Below are 17,155 nucleotides of genomic sequence, written 5' to 3' on the forward strand. Positions count from 1 at the left end.
CGACCGAGCAGACGGGCCTCCGTCGCCAGGGCCGCCCGCGGCTGCCGTGGTCCCCGGGGGCCTTGCAGTGGGTGGCGTCCAGGTCGACGTAGAGGAAGCGGGTGCGGTCCAGCGGCCTGGCCCGGAAGGAGGGGCCGTTGCGTCAGGTGGTGCGGCTGTCGGCGTGCTCGCCGGGCTCGGCTCCGATGTGCGGGGCCGCGGTTTCGCGTGTGGCGGCGTCGGTCATCACGCAGCCCGCCGTGACAGTGTTCGACGCCGCCGCGCCTCCGTGCGCTCCCGCTCACTGAGGCCGCCCCAGAACCCATACTCCTCATGGGCGTCGAGGGCGATACGGGCGCAGATTTCCCGGACGGGACAGCGCGCGCAGATCTCTCTGGCTTTCGCCTCCCGGGCGAGCCGCTCACGGCCGCGCTCACCCGTCGGGGAGAAGAAGACCGAGGCGTCCATGCCCCGGCAGAGGGCGTCGCGCTGCCAGTCCCAGTACGCGATGAACGGACGATGCCGGAAGATCATGCAGACTCCTTTCCCGTGAACTTCTCGGACGCGGTGAGGGCGTGCATCTCCGCAGGGCTGAGGTACGCGCCGGTGTGCTCCATCGCCCGTATCGTGGCGGGCTGCCCGGCGAGGAATCCGGTACGGACGAAGTCGTCGCCCGCCACCGCGTGCAGCGCCCAGTTGGTGGCGACCCGGGTCCGGGCCACGAAGGTGGGCAGGGCCAGCAGGTGGTAGCCGCGTGCCACCGCCTGCGCCGGCGGGCCGCTGAGCGGGACGCCCAGCGGCCGGGCGACGGCACCGAGGCCGCCCAGGTCGACGACCAGGCCCAGGTCGCGGTGCCGGTAGGGGTTCAGCGTCCGCCCGCGCAGCCGCGCGGCAATGTTGACCCCGGCCATCCCGCCCTGGCGCAGGGCGTGTTGGGCGGTGGGCGGGCAGATCGCGTCCCCGTCGGCGGCGAGGTCCGGTACGGCGGCGGCGTCACCGAGGGCGAACACGTCGTCGTGTCCCGGCACGGTCAGCTGCGGGGTGACCGCGAGCCGTCCTCGTTCGGTGTCCGCCCCGGTCGAGGCGACCAGTGGGCTCGCCTCGACCCCCGCCGTCCACAGCAGGGTGTGCGTGGGCAGTCGCCGCCCGTCGGTGAGCGTGACCCAGCCCGGCCCGGCGGACGCGACGCTGACTCCGAGGGAGACCTCGATACCGCGCCGCCGCAGCAGTTTCAGCGCCTTGTCACCGAGCCTCGGGCCCAGTTCGGGCATCAGGCGTGGCGCGATGTCCACCAGGTGCCACTCGATTGTCTCCCGGCTCAGCGCCGGGTAGCGGCAGGTCGCCGCGACGGTGAGCCGCTGGAGGTACGCGGCGGTCTCGGTGCCTGCGTAGCCGCCGCCCACGACGACGAATCGCAGCCGGGCCTCCCGCTCGGCCGGATCCTCGGTGGCGGCGGCGAGGTCGAGCTGGGCGATGACGTGGTCACGCATGGCGACCGCCTCGGCGAGGGTCTTCATGCCGTGGGCGTGTTCGGGCACACCGGGGATGTCGAAGGAGCGGGTCACGCTCCCGCTGGCCAGCACCACGATGTCGTAGCGCTCGCACACCACCTGATCGGTGATCAGCTGCACGACGCACGTCTTGCCGTCCAGATCGACGCCCAACGCGGCCCCCGGGACGATCCGGGTACGGCGCAGCAACCTGCGCAGCGAGGCCGCCACCGATTGCGGGGTCAGGACACCGGCCGCCACCTGTGGCAGCAGCGGCAGGTACAACTCGTAGTCGAGCGGCGTCACCAGGGCGATGTCCGCCTCATCGGACCGCAGGACCCGTTCCAGGCGGCGCGCGCAGGCGACGCCCGCGAAACCGCCGCCGACGATCAGGACGCGGGCGCGGGTCGGGCGGGTCGGGCTGTTCATGCGCTTCCTCCAATCGGCCGGGCAGTGGGCCCTGCTTGCCAGCGTGGTTCGCCACCGACGGCACCCGATTCCGTCGGATGACTGCGACGGCTGTCGAACCGCCCGAAGGCGCGGGAAGACCGGCGTAAGTCTCCGTCTGCAGTCGTCCGACCGAAGCCCGGATGATTACCAGATGCCTACCTTTGGCACTATGAGTCTGGAAAGCGTAACTTCGCCCCTGTCCGTGGCCGTCAAGTCAGCCGATCCGAGGTTCGCCGGCGACATCGCCACCGCTCTGAGCACCCGCCCCCGGATCCGCGTGCTGCGCCCGGACCAGGAAGGGCGGGCGGAGACCCTGCTCGTGCTGGCCACCGAGCTCGACGACGACACGCTCTCCCTCATGGGCGGCGACGGCCGCCCACCGCGAGCGCAAGGGCCGCGCGTCGTCCTGGTGGCGCAGATCGTCGGTTTCGATCAACTGCTGCGGGCGGTGGAGCACGGTGTGGTCAGCGTGCTGCCGCGGGGAGGCACCGGGCTCGACCAGATCGTCCTCGCCCTGCTGCGCACCCGCGCAGAAAGGATTCACCTGCCCGTGACCGTATTCGCCGAAGGGCTGCACCTGCGCCACCGCACCCAGGGCGTCGACGGCGCGCTACACAGGTAGGCACCGTGTACGTCACCAGCTCCACTCGGCGAGGACGCGTTCGAGGGGGACGTCCCAGTCCAACAACTCCGCTTCCGCGCCGAACGGGACGACCCTGAGGGTCTGGACGAGCCAGGCCTGAAGGGGGTGGTAGTCGATTTCGAGGAGCGCCTCCCCGATCCGTCCCCGCAACAGGATGAACAGATGCTGTCCACCATGGCGCCGGCACGGCGGGAAGATCCGGATGTCCCCCTCGCCACTGGGGTACACCAGGCCGTTTATCAGCAGCTCCCGGGAGAGCACCCAGGTGACGGCCCCGCCACCGGCGGTGGAGAAGTCGACGTTCACCTCGAAGGGCCGGGCGGTGTCGTAGCTGAAGCGGGCCTCGACGGGCAGGCCCTCGTAAAGTGACACGTGCAGCCACAGTGTCAGGTCCAGATCCGGGCAGTCCGGTTCCATGTGGATCCCTCCTGTGCCGGCGGCCGGCGCGGCCGGGTGCGTACCCGGGGCCGCGCCGGCCGCCGGTTTCGTACTCAGGCGGCCAGGTTTCCTCAGACCGCCTCAGGCGGCGATGTTCCGCAGACCCCGCCGCTGGTGGACGATGATGTAGCCGAGCAACGTGTAGCCGGCCAGGTGACCGGCCGTCCGGACGAGCCTGTGGTGCCGCCGGGCACCGTGGGGCCCGTGCCCGTGCGGGTGTTGCTTCGGGGCGGCTTTCGTACCCGCGATCAGATCGAGTGCGTCGCGGAGGATGCGTTCGAGTTCTGTGCCGTGTTGGCGGGCCTGGCCGATTTCCTTGATCTTGGATCGTGCTGCTTCGCGCATGGCGTGCTTCTCCTGTCGGGCCGGTGGGCAAGGCGGGAAATGCCGCAGAGGGCCGGTCCCATGGCGTTGTCTTGGGACCGGCCCCGCGGACCCCCTCCGCAGGGAACGTCAGCCGGTGATGTAGATGTCGTCGCGCACGTCGTAGACGCCCGGGGCCATCCAGGCGGCCGCGATCACGGCGTCGTGCTCCGCCCAGGTGCGGACATTGCCGGTGAGGACGACCGTGTTCCCACCGGTGGTGATCCCGACGTCACTGTCGTCGAGGATCAGCGCGTTGCGGTCCAAGGCGTCCTGGACCAGCAGGGTGACGTCGACCGGGTCGGCGTCGTCGGTGATCTCGATCTTGTCCTTGACGTTGCGGACGCCGGTGAGTCCGGCGACCGCCTGCTCGGCGGCGAACCGCTCGGCGCCGTACCGGACGATGCCGGTCAGCGTCAGGTTGCCGTTGTCGGCGCTCGCCTCGACGCCGAGCGGCACGGCGATGTTTGCCAGCAGCACGTTGTTCGCCGTGGTGGTGAGCGTCGCGTCGTCGCGGTAGTGGTCGGCCGGCAGGACGACCTCGACGTGGTTGTGCACCTTGGTCACACCGGCGACGCGCTGCGCCGCTGCGGCGGCCTCCACGTACTGGGGGTAGCTGGGGACCGTGCCGGTCAGCCGAACTTCACCGCCCAGGTTGTGGACGGTGATGTCCGACGGGTCGACCAGCGGATCGAAGACGAGTTCCGCCTCGACGGCCTCGCGGATGTCCTTGGTCTTGCTCATCGCCGTGCGTCCTTCCGTCGTGAAAGCGGGCGGTGGATTTCCGCTCCAAAAAGATTTCAGCGCGTGAACCGGGCGCCCGTAAAAGTGATGGAGACTCTTGTGCCATAGCCGGTCTCTATGGATTCGCCGGGTCGGTCGCGGTTCACGCGGCGATATCCTCGGCTGTGTCGAAGAGGATCTGCTGCAATTCGCGGGGCAGATCACCCCTCCACACCAGACCGGCCCTGGCGGCGAGCCGGGCCCCTTCGACGCGGACCGGAACCATTTCGCCGCGACCGGTGTCGGCCACCGTTTCCGGCTCGGTGCCGACGCGGTGCCACGGGCCGGTCAGCACCCCGCTCGGCCGGCTCCCGGTCGCGGCGAAGGCCAGCGTCATCGACAGCGACTGACGGAAGGGAGGGTCGATGAACTCGAAATACGGGTTGCTGGTGCGCAGGACCGCCCGCCAGGCGTCGTATGTGCCCGGACCGACGCGGCGCGGCCCGTGGATGAGGTCCATGCGGGAGAGTTCCTCCAGGCCGATGGCCCCGCGCGGTGCCGCCGGGTGCCTGGACGGGATCCATACGGCGGGTTCGTACTGCCCAATGTCCATGACGTCGAGGGGGTCCGGCAGGTCACGGTCCGCCGGGCTCATCCAGCCCAGAGCGGCGTCGGCCCGCCGCTCCAGGACCGGGGAGAACTCCGCGTCCAGGGCCGCCTCCAGCCAACTGACGTCGACCGCGGGCGCCGCGGATCGCAGCCGCGACACGGTCTGCGCGGCGAGCGCCGGTGGCAGATGCGGCTGAACGACGAACCGCAGGCGCTGCCGTCCCAGCCCCGCCGCGTGCCGGGTCCTGCTGACTCCGTGGTCGACCAGGGACAGCACGGCCCGCGACTCCTCCAGCAGGACGGTGCCGGCCGCGGTCAGCCGTGCGCCGCCACGCCCGCGCTGCAGCAGAGCCGTACCCACGAATTCCTCCAGACGCCGAATCTGCTGACTCAGCGTCGGCTGCGCGACATACATTCGCTCCGCCGCATGGGTAAATGTTCCCGATTCCTCCACCGCCACGAAATAACGCAAATGACGAAGCTCTATACCCAGGGGCGCCTCGGTCTGTTTCATGCGAACTCCATCCGGCCACTTGAGAAAAACGCACTCAAGTCATGGTCTCGGCACGCCGTGGTCCGCGGCTTGGGTCATACGACTGTTCCCGTGTCCACAGCGGCCGGCGACGGTACATCGCCACGACGGACGCGGGCACATGGAGCCGCTGCGCGATCTCGTCGTCCGGCAGCCGAAGGGCGGCGAGTTCCGTGATCTGCCGGTGCCGCTCGGCGGTCGACCCCGGCCAGTGCAACAGGGCCCCGGTCGCGTGCAGTTCGAGCCGCGCCTCGTCGGCCCAGGGGAGTGCGCCGATGCGGTCGAAGGTGTCCTGGGCCTTGCGGAGCAGCGTGCGTGCCTGGTCGACCCGTCCCTGGCGGCGCAGCCAGGAGCCGTACCCGAGCTCGATCTTGGCCCGCGCGTACGACCACCTCGACAGGTCCTGGCTCAGTGCCGCGAGATGGTAGTCCTCCGCGTCGGTGTCATCGGCCAGGACCGCGCGGGCGTACGACAGGTGGACGTGCAGGATCGGCGAGGGCGTGCGGGCCGCGACCGGCTCTAGTCGGTCCACCAGGTCACAGGCGTCCGCGCGGTGCCCGGCGCGTACGGCCGCGTCCGCGAGGAACATCAGGCTGGTGAACCGCTCCCGTTGGTGGAAACTCGGGTCGGCCGGATCGAAGGCACGCCGCAGCACGCGATAGGCGTCGCGGTTCCGCCCCGCCGCGAGCCACGCCGCCCCACGGGCGAGCTGGACGCATGACAGGAGGTCGTTCAGGTGTCGGCGGGCCGCCTCCAGTTCGGCCTCGGCGGCGAGTCGCAACGCCTCCTGAGCGTCGCCGAGGAGCGCCTTCAGGATCGAGTCGCAGACCAGTGTGCCAGTCCGCCACACCGGCTGCCCGGTCTCCACCGCCAGCCGCTCGCCTTCCTCCGCCGCGGCCGCCGCCCGCGCCAGGTCGCCCAGCACCAGATGCGTCATCACCTGCATGGACAGCACGTGCGACAGGAATCCGAGCCGGCCTTCCTTCCGCAGGGTCGACCCGGCCCGGAAGAGCAATTCGGCCGCCAACGCCTCGTGCCCCACCGCGTGCGGCCATCCCCAACATCCGCAGCACGTCGGCGCTCTCGCCGGGGGTCGTCCGGGCCAGGGTGTCGATGACCTGCCCGGCGCGCAGCACCGGTTCCGCCACCCCGACGATCGTCACATGGCGCGGGTCGGCCACGGTCTCGGTCAGCCGGTCGGTCACGGTGACCACGCGCTCGCGGGCCTCCGGCCCGGTGTCGGCCCACCAGCAGCGAAGGGCCGCCCCCAGCAGCAGGTTCAACGCCAGATCGGAATCGGCCACGGCGGCCGACCGCAGGGCGATGTCGCACAGTTCCTGCACCCGTACGGCGTCCCCGGGGATCCCGTCGTCGAAGATCTCCCGGAGCCATTCCATCCGCGCCCGGCCCAGGTCGGTCAGATCGCCCCGCGCGGCGGCCTGGATCAGCTCGTTGACGATGTCGCCGCTGCCCAGCCCGAAGGCGTGCTCGGCCGCCATCAGCTGCCGGTGTCCGCGCAGCGGCGGCCGGCCCGTGAGCCGTGCCGAGCGCTCCCGATTGGTGATCGCCGCCATCACCGCGCCGCGCCGCAGGGCCTCGGCGGCATTGGCCTCCAGGTCGTCGGCGATCCGCTCGTCGGGGCCCACGATCGACTGCCCACGGTGCCAGGTCCGCCGGTACCGATCGGTCAGGACGTCCGCGAGCGCGCCGTTGGCCGCCTGCTGCCGGGTCAGGCTCTCGGCCTGCAGGACGCCGGAGCGCATCAGCGGATGCCGGAACGTCACCCGCCCGTCCCGTACGTCCACCAGTCCCACCGCCTGTGCCGGGCCGAACACCTCCGGGGTGACCGTCTCGCCGCGCAGGACCCCGGCCGCGGCGGTGACCTCGGTCAGGTCGTCGACGGGGTCGACGGCCGCCGCAAGCAGCGCGTCCCGGGTCTTGGGCGGCAGCTCGGCGCCACGTCCGGCGAACGCGCGTTCAAGCCGGTCGGAGAGACTCAGCGACCGTAGTCCACCCGGGGACGGCAGTGCGACCGCGGACGGCAACTCCCGCAGCGCGAGCGGATTTCCCTTGGCCTCGCCCTGGATGCGCCGCCGTTCGGCGGGACTCAGCCCGGGGCGTGGGCCGACAGGATCCGCGTCACCGCCTCGTCGTCCGCGCCGCCCACGGTCAGCTGCGGGAAGCCGGCGTCCAGGAACGGGCCCGTGTGGCCCGTCCTCATCACGCCGACAACCACCACGGGTCCCGCCACGCGGCGCCCCACGAACGTCAGCACCTGATGCGACTGCGGATCCAGCCACTGCACGTCGTCGACCAGAACGAGCACAGGCCCATCGGCCGCCACCAGCGCCAACAGGTCCACCACGGCAAGGGCGATGAGGAACGGCTCCGGCGGCGGCCCCTCGGCCATCCCGAACGCCCCCAGCAGTGCGTCCCGTTCGCGCTCCGGCAGCAGCGGTACCTCGTCGAGGACGGGGAGCATCATCTGGTGCAGCCCGGGGAACGGGAACGCCGCCTCCGACTCCACGCCGACCATGCTCAGTACCCGAAAGCCCCGGGACCGCCCGACGGTCTCCGCTTCATGCAGCAAGGACGACTGGCCGATGCCGGGTTCCCCGAGCACCAGCAACACCGCGCCGCGCGGCGGTGTCCGGCCGAGGAGCCCGGCCAGCACCTCGATCTCCCGCTGCCTGCCGACAAGCACCGCCGCACCCATGGCTTCCTTCCGCGGACCGCTGAGAGTGATCACGCTAGTGACGGCGCCGGGCCGGCGCCTTCAGTCATCTGACTGCAGCCGTTCCTGATGTCGCGTCGGCCGCGCTGCCGTCCTCCGGAAGCCCCAGCCGCGCCGCGAGATCACGGCGCGAGGCCACTCCGAGCTTGGGGAACGCCCGGTACAGGTGGGTGGCGATCGTACGGTCCGACAGGTTCAGCCGCTCCCCGATCTGCCGGTTCGACAACCCCTGCGCGGCGAGGCCGGCGATCCGCAGCTCCTGCGGGGACAACAGCTGCTCGGCCGACGCGAGGGAATCCCCGCCCGGCTGACCGCCACCCCGCTCCGCCCAGTCCACGAATCCGACGAGCTCGAACGTGGTCTGCGCCGCGAGCAGCACCGACCGCGCCTCCACGAAGCGCCGTCGACGCCGCAGCCACTGTCCGTACGCCTGCTCGGTGCGCGCCTTGACAAGTGGCCAGCGGGCCAGATCCTGGCCCAGCGCCACGAGGTACAGCTCCTCGGCCACGGCTTCGGCGGCCAGCACGGCACGTGCGTAAGGCAGTTGGACGTGCAGCAGCGGGGCGGGCGTGAGCCGCGCTGTCTCCTCCAGGTCCGCGAGCACGGCCGTCGCCTCCGCACGACGGCCGCAGGCGTCCGCCGCCGCCACGAACGGCATCACCGCGGCAAGGGCCTCCCGGTGCAGGCTCTCGCCCGCGTGGTCGAAGAGTGGCCGCAGTTCGACGTACGCCTCGGCATGCTGTCCGGCTGAGAGCCTGGCCACGCCCCGGGCCAGCCGTACCCCCATGCCCAGTTCGCCGCGCTGCCAGCCAGCCACCGTGTCCGCCAGCTGCAGCGCCCGTTCGGTTTCCCCTCGCAGGGCGGCGGCGTGCGCGTCGATACAGGTGAGCTCGGCGATCCAGCCCGGCTGCCGGGTCCGGGCGACGATCCGGCGGGCTTCGTCGGCCAGGCTTGCGGCGTGCGGCCAGTCCCCGAGCAGCAGTAGGTCGCCGGCTTGGGTGATGAGCACATGCGACAGCAGACCGAGCCGGCCCTGCCCCCGGAAGGCGGGCTCCGCCCGGCCGAGCAGCTCCACGGCCCGGATCGGGTCGCCGATGGCGTGTGCGGCGATGCCGAGCAGCCGCAGGCCGTCCGCGTCCGGGAGCCCCGAAACCGCCGCGTTCGAGGGCAGGCCGTCGGCCACCGCACGGCCGCGCGAGACGGGTTCGATCAGTGCGAGGGCCACGATGCGACGCGGGTCGTCCGCTGCCGTCAGCCGGTCGGCGAGGGCGAGGAGCGCGGCCCGCTCCGCGGGCCCGGTTCCTGTCCGGTGAGCCCGCAGTACCCCCCTCAGCAGCAGGCCGAGCGCATGGTCGGGGTCGCCCGCCGGCCGCTCGGGGATGTCGAAGACGGACGGCGTCCCGGCCTGGCCCGGTCGGACGGGCGCGTCGGACACGTCGCGCAGATAATCGGCCCACGCACGGTCCGCCTCGGTGAGCCGCTGCTGGTCGGCCTTGTCGATCAGCGCATGGGTCAGGCGCATCCGGCCGAGACCGTACGCGTACTCCGCGGCACCCAGCAGCCGGTGTCCCCGGATGGCGGAGTCGGTGGTGAGCTGTGCCGACCGTTCGAGCGCCCAGATCGCCGCCACGACGCCACAGCGGTGGAGCGCGAGGGAGTGTGCGGCCGCCAGTTCATCGGCCAGCTCGTCGTCGGGGCCGACGACGGACTGGGCCTGGTGCCACAGACGCCGGTGCGGCTCGTCGGCCAGGACGGCCGCCAGAGCGGCGTGGGCGGCCCGGTGCCGGGCCGGGGACTCGGCGTCCAGCACCGCGCGCCGGACGACGGGGTGGACGAACCGGAGCCCCGTACCGTCCAGCCGGACCAGCCGCCCCGCCACCGCACCGTCGAGGACGTCCACCGCCGCGGCCCGGCCGGTCAGCACGGAGGCGGCGGCGAGGATCTCCGGCAGCTCGCCGACGTGGTCGACGGCCGCGACCAGCAGGGCGTCCCGGGTCTGCCTCGGGAGACCGGCAAGGGCGTCGGCGAACGCGGTCGCCAGCGTGCTGGTCACGGGCAGGTGCGCCCAGGAGCCCGGTGGCCGCGCGCCGCTCCGTGCGGCGGGCAGTTCGACCAGGGCGAGCGGGTTGCCGCGCGCCTCCAGGAGTATCCGCTCGCGGTCCGCAGGGGCGAGCCCGTGCGCGTGGCGGGTCAGCAGCCGGCGCGCCGAGGAGTGGTCCAGCGCAGGCACGTCCAGCACGGCCATGCCCGGCATGGTCCATCCGGTACGGAGGGCCGCGAGGACGACGACCGGGTCATGGCTCACCCTGCGCGCCATGAACGCCAGTACCTCCTGGGTGGGCCCGTCGAGCCAGTGCGCGTCGTCGGCGATCACCACAGCCGGCCGCTTCGACGCACCGGCGACCAAGAGGTTCAGCGCCGCCAGGGCGACCGTGAACGTCTGCGGCGGCGGTCCGGGTTCGGATGCGAACACCGGCCGCAGGACCCCGCGCTGGGCCGCGGGCAGGGCGTCGATCGTGCCGAGCAGGGGCCGCAGCAGCTCGCGCAGGCCGGCGAAGGGACTGGTGTCCGTCCGGCCGGTCGTCCAGAGCACCTGCCGGCCCATGGCACGGGCGGGCCCGGCCACGGCATGCAGCAAAGCTGTCTTACCGGCCCCTGGCCCTCCCACCAGCGCGAGCGCGCCACCGGCCGCGGGCAGCCGGTCCGTCAGTTCCCACAGGTTCCTCAGCTCGTCGCCCCGACCCAGGAGTTCGGCCTCGCGCATCCGCCCCCTCCTCTGCCTGGTGCCCTGCTCCGATCGTAGGAAAGCGCTCACGGCCGGGCTTGAGCCAAATGACTGGCCGCGCACTCATCAGTCGGGGCAGGAGCGGGTAGACGGAGACCCGCTACCTCTCCTCCAGTCGGGCCGCGAGCTGAGCTCTGGTGGTGACGTTGAGCTTGGGGAAGATCCGGTACAGATGGGAGCCGACCGTCCGGGGGGACAGGTAGAGCCGCTCGCCTATCTCCTTGTTGGACAGCCCCTCGGCCGCCAGTCTCGCGATCTCCAACTGCTGCGGGGAGAGTTCGTCCACGGTCGACGCGCGGCGTTCGACGACGCGCTCGCCGGACGCCCGCAGCTCCGCGCGGGCGCGGTCCGCCCACGTGGTGGCGCCCATGAGGTCGAAGGTGTTCTGGGCGGAGCGCAACGGCGTCCGGGACTCGGCGAGCCGCCGGCGTCGGCGCAGCCACTCACCGTACTCCAGTTCGGTCTTGGCCCGGACGAGCGGCCAGCGACTGAGGTCATGGCCGAGCGCCGCCTCGTACAGCTCCTCGGCGTCCTCGTCGGCTGCGAGCACGGCATGGGCGAACAGCAGATGGACATGCAGCAGCGGCGCGGGAGTGATCCGGGCCACCCGTTCGAGCTCGGCGATCACCGGCGCGGCGTCCTCACGGTGACCGCTGTGCGCCGCGGCGGCGGCGAAGAACATCACACCGTCGAAGGACTCCCGCAGGTGGTAGGCGGGATCGGCCGGATCGTAGAGCCTGCGCAACGCCTGGTACGACAACTCGTACTCCCCGGAGGCGAGCCACGCCAGACCACGCGCGAGCTGCACACAGCAGAGCAGGTCGTTGAGCCGGTCCCGGCCGGCCGCCGCCTCCACTTCCGCCGCCATCTTTAGCGCCCGCTCGGTCTCCCCGAGCAGCCCGCGGCGGATCGTGTCCTGGCTCATCGACCCGGTAGTCCACAGAGGCTGCCCGGTGTCCCCGGCGATCCGGTGGCCCTCCTCCGAGACCATGAGCGCGCGGCCCCAGTCACCCATCCACAGATGGTTGTTGATCTGTATGGTGAGCACGTGAGAGAGCAGGCCGAGCCGTCCCTCCTCGCGCAGCAGCTGGGCCGATCTACTCAGCAGGTCGATCGCCCGTGGCGGGTCACCGATCGCGTGTGCGGCCATGCCGAGCAGTCGCAGCGCCTCGGCGTCGAAGACACCTTCCGGTGACATACCGGAGAGCAGGTCGTGGACGGCGGCACCGCGCAGCACCGGCTCGGCCACCGACAGGGCCGCGAGATAGCGGGGGTCGGTCGTGGGCACCGGGAGTGCCTCGGTGACAGCGGCCACCCGGGCTCGTGCCTCCGGCCCCGTGTCGGCCCACCAGCATCGCAGTGCGGCACCGAGCAGCAGGTTGAGCGCCAGGTCGACGTCGCCCGTGGCCGCGGAGCGATCAGCCATCGCGCACAGCTCCAGCACCCGCGGCGTGTCCCCGGGGACACCGTCGCTGAAGATCTCCCTCAGCCACTCCATCCTCACCCGGTCCAGCTCCGACAACTCGGTGCGCGCGGCAGCCGTCAGCAGCCGGTCGAGCGTGTCCGTCCGCCCCAGCCCGAAGGCGTGCTCACCCGCCAGCAGCAGCCGCCTGCCCTTCTTCGCCGAGTCGGTGGTGAGCTGCGCGGAACGCTCCAGGGCCCAGATCGCCGAGGTGACCGAACCGCGCTTCAGCGAGATGGTGTGGCTCGCCTCGAGCTCGTCGGCCATCTCGTCGTCGGGGCCGAGGATCGACTGGGCCCGGTGCATGGTGCGCCGGTAGGGGTCGTCGGTCAGCACCTCAGCCAGCGCCGCGTTGGCCGCGAGCCGACGCGTCAGAGGCTCCTCCTGCAGGATGGCCGAGCGCACCAGCGGGTGGCGGAACCCCACGTGCGTCCCGCTCACCGTCAGAAGCCTGGCCTCGATCGCGGCGGCGAACACGTCCAGCGTCACGGTCCATCCGGCCAGCACCGAGGCCGCGGCCAGGACCTCCGACAGGTCGTTGCCGTAGTCGACGGCGGCGATGAGCGCGGCGTCCCGAGCGAGCCCGGGCAGGTCGGCGACCCGGCCCGCGAACGCACGCTCCAGTCGGGCGGTCAACGGCATCGAGGGCAGCGGTCCGTGCTCGCTCGTCACTCCGCTCGCCTGCCATGCTTCCGGCAGTTCCACCAGCGCCAGCGGATTCCCCCGCGCCTCCAGCAGGATACGGTCCCGGTCCACAGGGCTCAGGCCAGGGGCCCGGGTGGCCACCAGGCGGCGTGAGGCCGCGCCGTCCAGTGCGAGAACCTCGAACTCGGGCAGTCCAGCGGCACCGAAGGGGCTCGTATGACCGTTGCGAATGGTCCCGACGATCAGGACGGCGTCGCGTTCGGCCCGGCGGGCGACGAAGGCCAGCGCCTCCTGGGTGGACTGGTCGAACCAGTGGATGTCGTCGACGGCCACGACCACCGGGGCCGCCATCGCCAGCTCGGCGAGCATGTTCAGCACGGCGAGAGCGACCTTGAAGAGCTCCGGCGGCGGTCCGTCCTCGACACCCAGCGCCGACAGCAGCGCCTTCCGCTGCGCCGTCGGCAGTTGTTCCGCCGCGAACAGCACCGGCCGCAGGAGCTGGTCCAGTCCGGCGAACGGAATCCTGGCCTCCGACTCGAACCCGCTGGCCTGCAGCGTGCGGTACCCTGCCGCCTCGGAGAGGTCGATGGCCGCCCACAACAGCGAGGACTTGCCGATGCCCGGATCACCCCGGACCACGAGCCCGCCACCCCCGCCCGTGAGACGCGCGACGTGATCCTTCAGATTCCTCAACTCGGCATCCCGGCTGGCGAGTTCCGTGTCGACCATCCGAGCCCCATTTCCTTGATCCAGATGACAGCGACACTAAAGTGATCACCAGGCCCGGACATCAGTACGGTGACTGAAGAAATACTGAAGGGCCATGATGTGCCCTTCGGGGCACGGAACGAACGGCGGCGGTGCTCACCATGGTCGAAAGCTGGACCGGGCCACGCGGACTGGTCGGTCGCGAGGCGGCTCTCGCCCTGCTGACCGGACTGCTCGATGCCGTCGGTGACCGGGGCTGCGCGCATGCGATCACCGGCGAGGCCGGGATCGGCAAGACCTTCCTGCTGGCCGCCGCGGGGCGCTCTCCGACGACGGCGACGCCGAGCGACTCTTCAAGCACGCGTTCGACCTCAGCGCGGCCGCCTCTCCGTGGTACCGGGCCCGGCTCGACCTGACCCACGGCGCATGGCTGCGCCGCGGGCGCCGGATGGCCGAGGCGCGCCGCCCGCTGCGGTCCGCGCAGAGCACCTTCGACACCCTGGGAGCCGCGGCCTGGTCGGAGCAGGCCGCCCGCGAACTGCGGGCCTCCGGCCTGAAGACCAAGCGCGCGGCCGCCCAGGGCACGCCGCAACTGTCGGCACAGGAGTGGCAGATAGCCCGGCTCACCAAGCAGGGGCTGTCCAGCCGGGACATCGCGCAGCAGCTCTATCTGTCGCACCGAACCATGGGCTCGCACCTCTACAACATCTTTCCGAAACTCGGCATCACCTCGCGAACGCAACTGCGTGGGGTGCTGTCGGCGAGCGCTGATGACCAGTGAGCGTCATCCTTGATCAAGTCAGGAATCACTGCCGAGGTATGGGGGATGAATGCGGCACGGGTCTGGTGGACTTGAAGGGTCTCTCCTCGGACGTGAGCGAGAACTGGCGCTGCTCGAGGGTTTCGTACGACCGACGGGCGACCGTCCCGCGCTCCTCGTGCGGGGCGAGCCGGGCATGGGCAAGACGACCCTCATCGAGGCCACGATCCGGCGGGCGAAGTCGGCCGGGACCACCGTGCTGCAGGCCCGCGGATACGAGAGCGAGGCCAGGCTTCCGTTCGCCGCGCTCCACCAGCTGCTCCGGCCGGTGCTTCAGGAAGCGGAAACCCTGCCCGGACGGCAACGTTCCGCACTGCGGGCCGCGTTCGCCATGGAGGCCGAGGACGTTCCGCCGGATCGGATGCTGGTGGGCCTGGCGGCGCTGACTCTGCTCTCCGAACTCGGTGAGCAGCGTCCCGCACTGCTGGTCGTCGACGACGTCCAGTGGGTCGACCGGGCGTCGCAGGACGCGATCGGCTTCCTCGGCCGCCGTCTGCGAGGTGAACCGGTCGCCGTGCTGACCGGAACAAGGGGCTCGACTCCCGCCTCGTTCGGCGGGGACTTCGCCGAACTCGACGTCGAACCGCTGTCGGCCGAAGCCGCCGGAGAGCTGCTGGATCTGCAGCCTGTCACCCTGGCCCGGACCGTCCGGCGGCGTCTGCTGAACCAGACGCGGGGAAACCCACTGGCGATCATCGAACTGGCCGAGGTCGCCAGGGACGAGGACGGAACGCAGTTCCGGCCCGGTGGGCTCTTTCCGCTCACCGAGCGGCTGGAGCGGATCTTCGCGGTGCGTCTGGCGGAACTGCCGCGAGCGACCCGGAACCTGCTGCTCCTGATGTCCACCGCCGATGGGTTCGAGTGGCCGATGGTGGTCGCCGCCATGCCGGGTGGGCTTCCCGACGACGCCCTGCTGCCGGCAGAGCGGGCCCAACTGCTCCACCGCAGCGACTTGGGGCCCTACTTCCGGCATCCGCTGATCCGCTCGACGCTCTATCACACCGCCTCCCTGGAGGAGCGGCGGGCGGCGCACCAGACCGTCGCGCAGGCCCTGGAGGAGAGTCCCGACCGGAGGGCATGGCATCTGGCGGCCGCCGCGAGCGGACCCGACGAGGATCTCGCCGTCATGCTCGCGGAGGTGGGCGAGCGCGCCGGGAGGCGTGGTGCACCCAGCGAGGCACTCGCGGCGATGGAGCGCTCCGCCGAACTCACTCCCGACGCCACCGCGCGGGCCCGGCGACTGGCCAGGGCCGCTCAGTTCGCCCTCTTCAACGACCGGCCCGACAAGGTCGAACAGTACGCCGCCACCGCCGCTGCTCTCACGGACGCCCCCGACGTCCGCGATCAGCTGCCGGCGGAGGTCGGCTGGGCGGTGTCCAACACCGGGCGGCAGGACGCGGCGATGGAACTGCTGATCGCGGCGTCGCGGGCGGCGGCCGAGCGCACCCCGCAGTCGGCGGTGGGAGTCCTGGGCGTCGCCGCGAGCGCGGCCTTCCACTCCGGCCGACGGGAGCACCGCGAACAGATCCGCCAGGCACTGGCCCAGGTGACCGCGCAGATCGACGACCCACCACTGTTGCTCTGGATCGAGGCCTCGACCGACTTCCTCGCCGCCCGCGAACGGATACGCCAGGAGGCGGAACGTTCGATCACCGAAGAGAGCACCGAGTACCTCAGCCGCCTCATGCTGGGTGCGGCGGCCGGCATTGCCGACCTCCCGGCCGAGGGCATCGAGCTCCTGGGCAGCATCCTGGAACCCGAACGGAACGCGGCGCTGTCCGGCAGCAACAGCTCGTTCCTGACGTTCTACGGTCACGCATGCCTGGACGCCGGGAAGTGGCCGAAGGCCGAGGCGATCGCCGACTACTCGATCGCGATCTCCCTGGATCTCAATCCGGGGCTCTCCACCGCGATGGGCCAGTCTCTGAAGGCGATGCTGGCGGCCCTGCGCGGGCGGGTGGACGAGGCGCGTACGCTCGCGCAGCGGGCGATGGCTGCCGCGGACCCGCAGAGCCGCATCATCGGCGTGCGCTGCGGGCGCGCACTGGGTCTGGCCGCAGCCGCCGAAGGCGACCACGACGCCGCCTACGACCACTTCCGCGGGCTGTTCACCCACGCCGGAGAGCCCCTCCACGACCACCACTCCTACTACGCCCTCGCAGACCTCACCGCCGCCGCGATCCCTGCCGGCCAGGCCAAGCAGGCGGAGACGGTGCTCGCGGTGGCAGCCAGCGATCTGGCTCAGCGGCCCACCCCACGGTTGGACCTGCTGATGAGCACCGCCCGCGCGCTGCTGGCCCACTCCGACGCGGACGCCGAGCGGCACTTCCGGGCCGCGCTGGCGAATCCCGAAGGCGACCGATGGCCCTACGAGCGCGCCCGCGCCCGGCTCGCCCACGGCCAGTGGCTACGCCGCCAGCAACGGATCAAACCGGCCCGGACCGAACTCACCGCCGCTCTCAACGTCTTCGAACACCTTGGCGCCGCTCCCTGGGCCGAGCGCGCCCGCGTAGAACTGCGCGCCGCGGGAGTCGTCCAGACCTCCACGAACCGGGCGTCGCTCACTAGTCAGCTGACAGCGCAGGAGCTCCAGATCGTCCGCCTCGCCGGTCAGGGGCTCACCAACAAGGAGATCGGCGAACGCCTGTTCCTGTCACACCGGACGGTCGGCTCGCATCTGTATCGGATCTTCCCGAAGCTGAACATCACCACCCGGGCACAGCTTCACGCCTTCGTCGAGGCCGATCCCACCTGACCTGTGCCCGGTGCCCGGG

General features: G+C 71.5%; 15 protein-coding genes. 5 read left to right on the top strand and 10 right to left on the bottom strand.

What is annotated here, in order from left to right:
* Positions 1 to 225 precede the first annotated feature (225 nt).
* A complete protein-coding gene (locus ACQEXA_RS13355) occupies positions 226 to 513 on the bottom strand; it encodes a WhiB family transcriptional regulator (RefSeq protein WP_432934719.1) in 288 nt (95 codons plus the stop codon).
* A complete protein-coding gene (locus ACQEXA_RS13360) occupies positions 510 to 1,898 on the bottom strand; it encodes an NAD(P)/FAD-dependent oxidoreductase (RefSeq protein WP_433129935.1) in 1,389 nt (462 codons plus the stop codon). The genes ACQEXA_RS13355 and ACQEXA_RS13360 overlap by 4 nt, the downstream gene beginning before the upstream one ends.
* Positions 1,899 to 2,088: 190 nt before the next feature.
* On the opposite strand from ACQEXA_RS13360, the gene ACQEXA_RS13365 reads away from it, so the two are divergent.
* The gene (locus ACQEXA_RS13365) at positions 2,089 to 2,541 is read left to right on the top strand and encodes a hypothetical protein (protein ID WP_433129937.1); all 453 of its coding nucleotides are present in this window, start codon (positions 2,089 to 2,091) and stop codon (positions 2,539 to 2,541) included.
* A gap of 12 nt (positions 2,542 to 2,553) precedes the next feature.
* Here ACQEXA_RS13365 and ACQEXA_RS13370 read toward each other — a convergent pair whose 3' ends face one another.
* The 5 genes from ACQEXA_RS13370 to ACQEXA_RS13390 form a co-directional block, all read right to left on the bottom strand.
* Positions 2,554 to 2,979 (bottom strand): SsgA family sporulation/cell division regulator, encoded by a 426-nt coding sequence (locus ACQEXA_RS13370; protein ID WP_433129939.1) that lies wholly within the window; start codon positions 2,977 to 2,979, stop codon positions 2,554 to 2,556.
* 102 nt (positions 2,980 to 3,081) lie between these two features.
* Positions 3,082 to 3,345, bottom strand: coding sequence for a hypothetical protein (locus tag ACQEXA_RS13375; RefSeq protein WP_433129941.1), 264 nt, complete (start codon positions 3,343 to 3,345; stop codon positions 3,082 to 3,084).
* A gap of 108 nt (positions 3,346 to 3,453) precedes the next feature.
* Positions 3,454 to 4,107: a BON domain-containing protein gene (locus ACQEXA_RS13380; RefSeq protein WP_433129943.1), complete on the bottom strand. Its 654-nt coding sequence runs from the start codon at positions 4,105 to 4,107 to the stop codon at positions 3,454 to 3,456.
* Between the two features lie 142 nt (positions 4,108 to 4,249).
* Complete coding sequence (locus tag ACQEXA_RS13385; RefSeq protein WP_433129945.1) at positions 4,250 to 5,209, bottom strand: LysR family transcriptional regulator; 960 nt, start codon at positions 5,207 to 5,209, stop codon at positions 4,250 to 4,252.
* 34 nt (positions 5,210 to 5,243) lie between these two features.
* Positions 5,244 to 6,269, bottom strand: a complete 1,026-nt coding sequence (locus ACQEXA_RS13390) for a hypothetical protein (RefSeq protein WP_433129947.1) — start codon at positions 6,267 to 6,269, stop codon at positions 5,244 to 5,246.
* 121 nt (positions 6,270 to 6,390) lie between these two features.
* Between ACQEXA_RS13390 and ACQEXA_RS13395 the strand changes: the two genes are divergently transcribed.
* The gene (locus ACQEXA_RS13395; protein ID WP_433129949.1) at positions 6,391 to 7,236 is read left to right on the top strand and encodes a hypothetical protein; all 846 of its coding nucleotides are present in this window, start codon (positions 6,391 to 6,393) and stop codon (positions 7,234 to 7,236) included.
* A gap of 98 nt (positions 7,237 to 7,334) precedes the next feature.
* Here the strand turns inward: ACQEXA_RS13395 and ACQEXA_RS13400 are convergent, their stop codons facing one another.
* From ACQEXA_RS13400 to ACQEXA_RS13410, 3 genes are all read right to left on the bottom strand, one after another.
* Complete coding sequence (locus ACQEXA_RS13400) at positions 7,335 to 7,943, bottom strand: AAA family ATPase (protein WP_433129951.1); 609 nt, start codon at positions 7,941 to 7,943, stop codon at positions 7,335 to 7,337.
* 64 nt (positions 7,944 to 8,007) lie between these two features.
* Positions 8,008 to 10,725 carry an AAA family ATPase gene (locus ACQEXA_RS13405; RefSeq protein WP_433129953.1) on the bottom strand — a complete coding sequence of 906 codons (2,718 nt, stop codon included), beginning with the start codon at positions 10,723 to 10,725 and terminating at the stop codon, positions 8,008 to 8,010.
* A 121-nt stretch (positions 10,726 to 10,846) separates the two neighbouring features.
* On the bottom strand, positions 10,847 to 13,582 hold the full coding sequence (locus ACQEXA_RS13410; RefSeq protein WP_433129955.1) for an AAA family ATPase: 2,736 nt from the start codon (positions 13,580 to 13,582) through the stop codon (positions 10,847 to 10,849).
* A 140-nt stretch (positions 13,583 to 13,722) separates the two neighbouring features.
* Here ACQEXA_RS13410 and ACQEXA_RS13415 point away from each other — a divergent pair, with 140 nt between their 5' ends.
* From ACQEXA_RS13415 to ACQEXA_RS13425, 3 genes are read left to right on the top strand one after another with little or no spacing between them, the layout of a single operon-like run.
* On the top strand, positions 13,723 to 13,977 hold the full coding sequence (locus ACQEXA_RS13415; protein ID WP_433129957.1) for an AAA family ATPase: 255 nt from the start codon (positions 13,723 to 13,725) through the stop codon (positions 13,975 to 13,977).
* 32 nt (positions 13,978 to 14,009) lie between these two features.
* Positions 14,010 to 14,342 carry a response regulator transcription factor gene (locus tag ACQEXA_RS13420; RefSeq protein ID WP_433129959.1) on the top strand — a complete coding sequence of 111 codons (333 nt, stop codon included), beginning with the start codon at positions 14,010 to 14,012 and terminating at the stop codon, positions 14,340 to 14,342.
* Positions 14,343 to 14,391: 49 nt separating this feature from the next.
* Positions 14,392 to 17,136 carry an AAA family ATPase gene (locus tag ACQEXA_RS13425; RefSeq protein ID WP_433129961.1) on the top strand — a complete coding sequence of 915 codons (2,745 nt, stop codon included), beginning with the start codon at positions 14,392 to 14,394 and terminating at the stop codon, positions 17,134 to 17,136.
* Positions 17,137 to 17,155 lie beyond the last annotated feature (19 nt).

Source organism: Streptomyces sp. CA-106110, assembly GCF_050936285.1.
Lineage (GTDB): Bacteria > Actinomycetota > Actinomycetes > Streptomycetales > Streptomycetaceae > Streptomyces.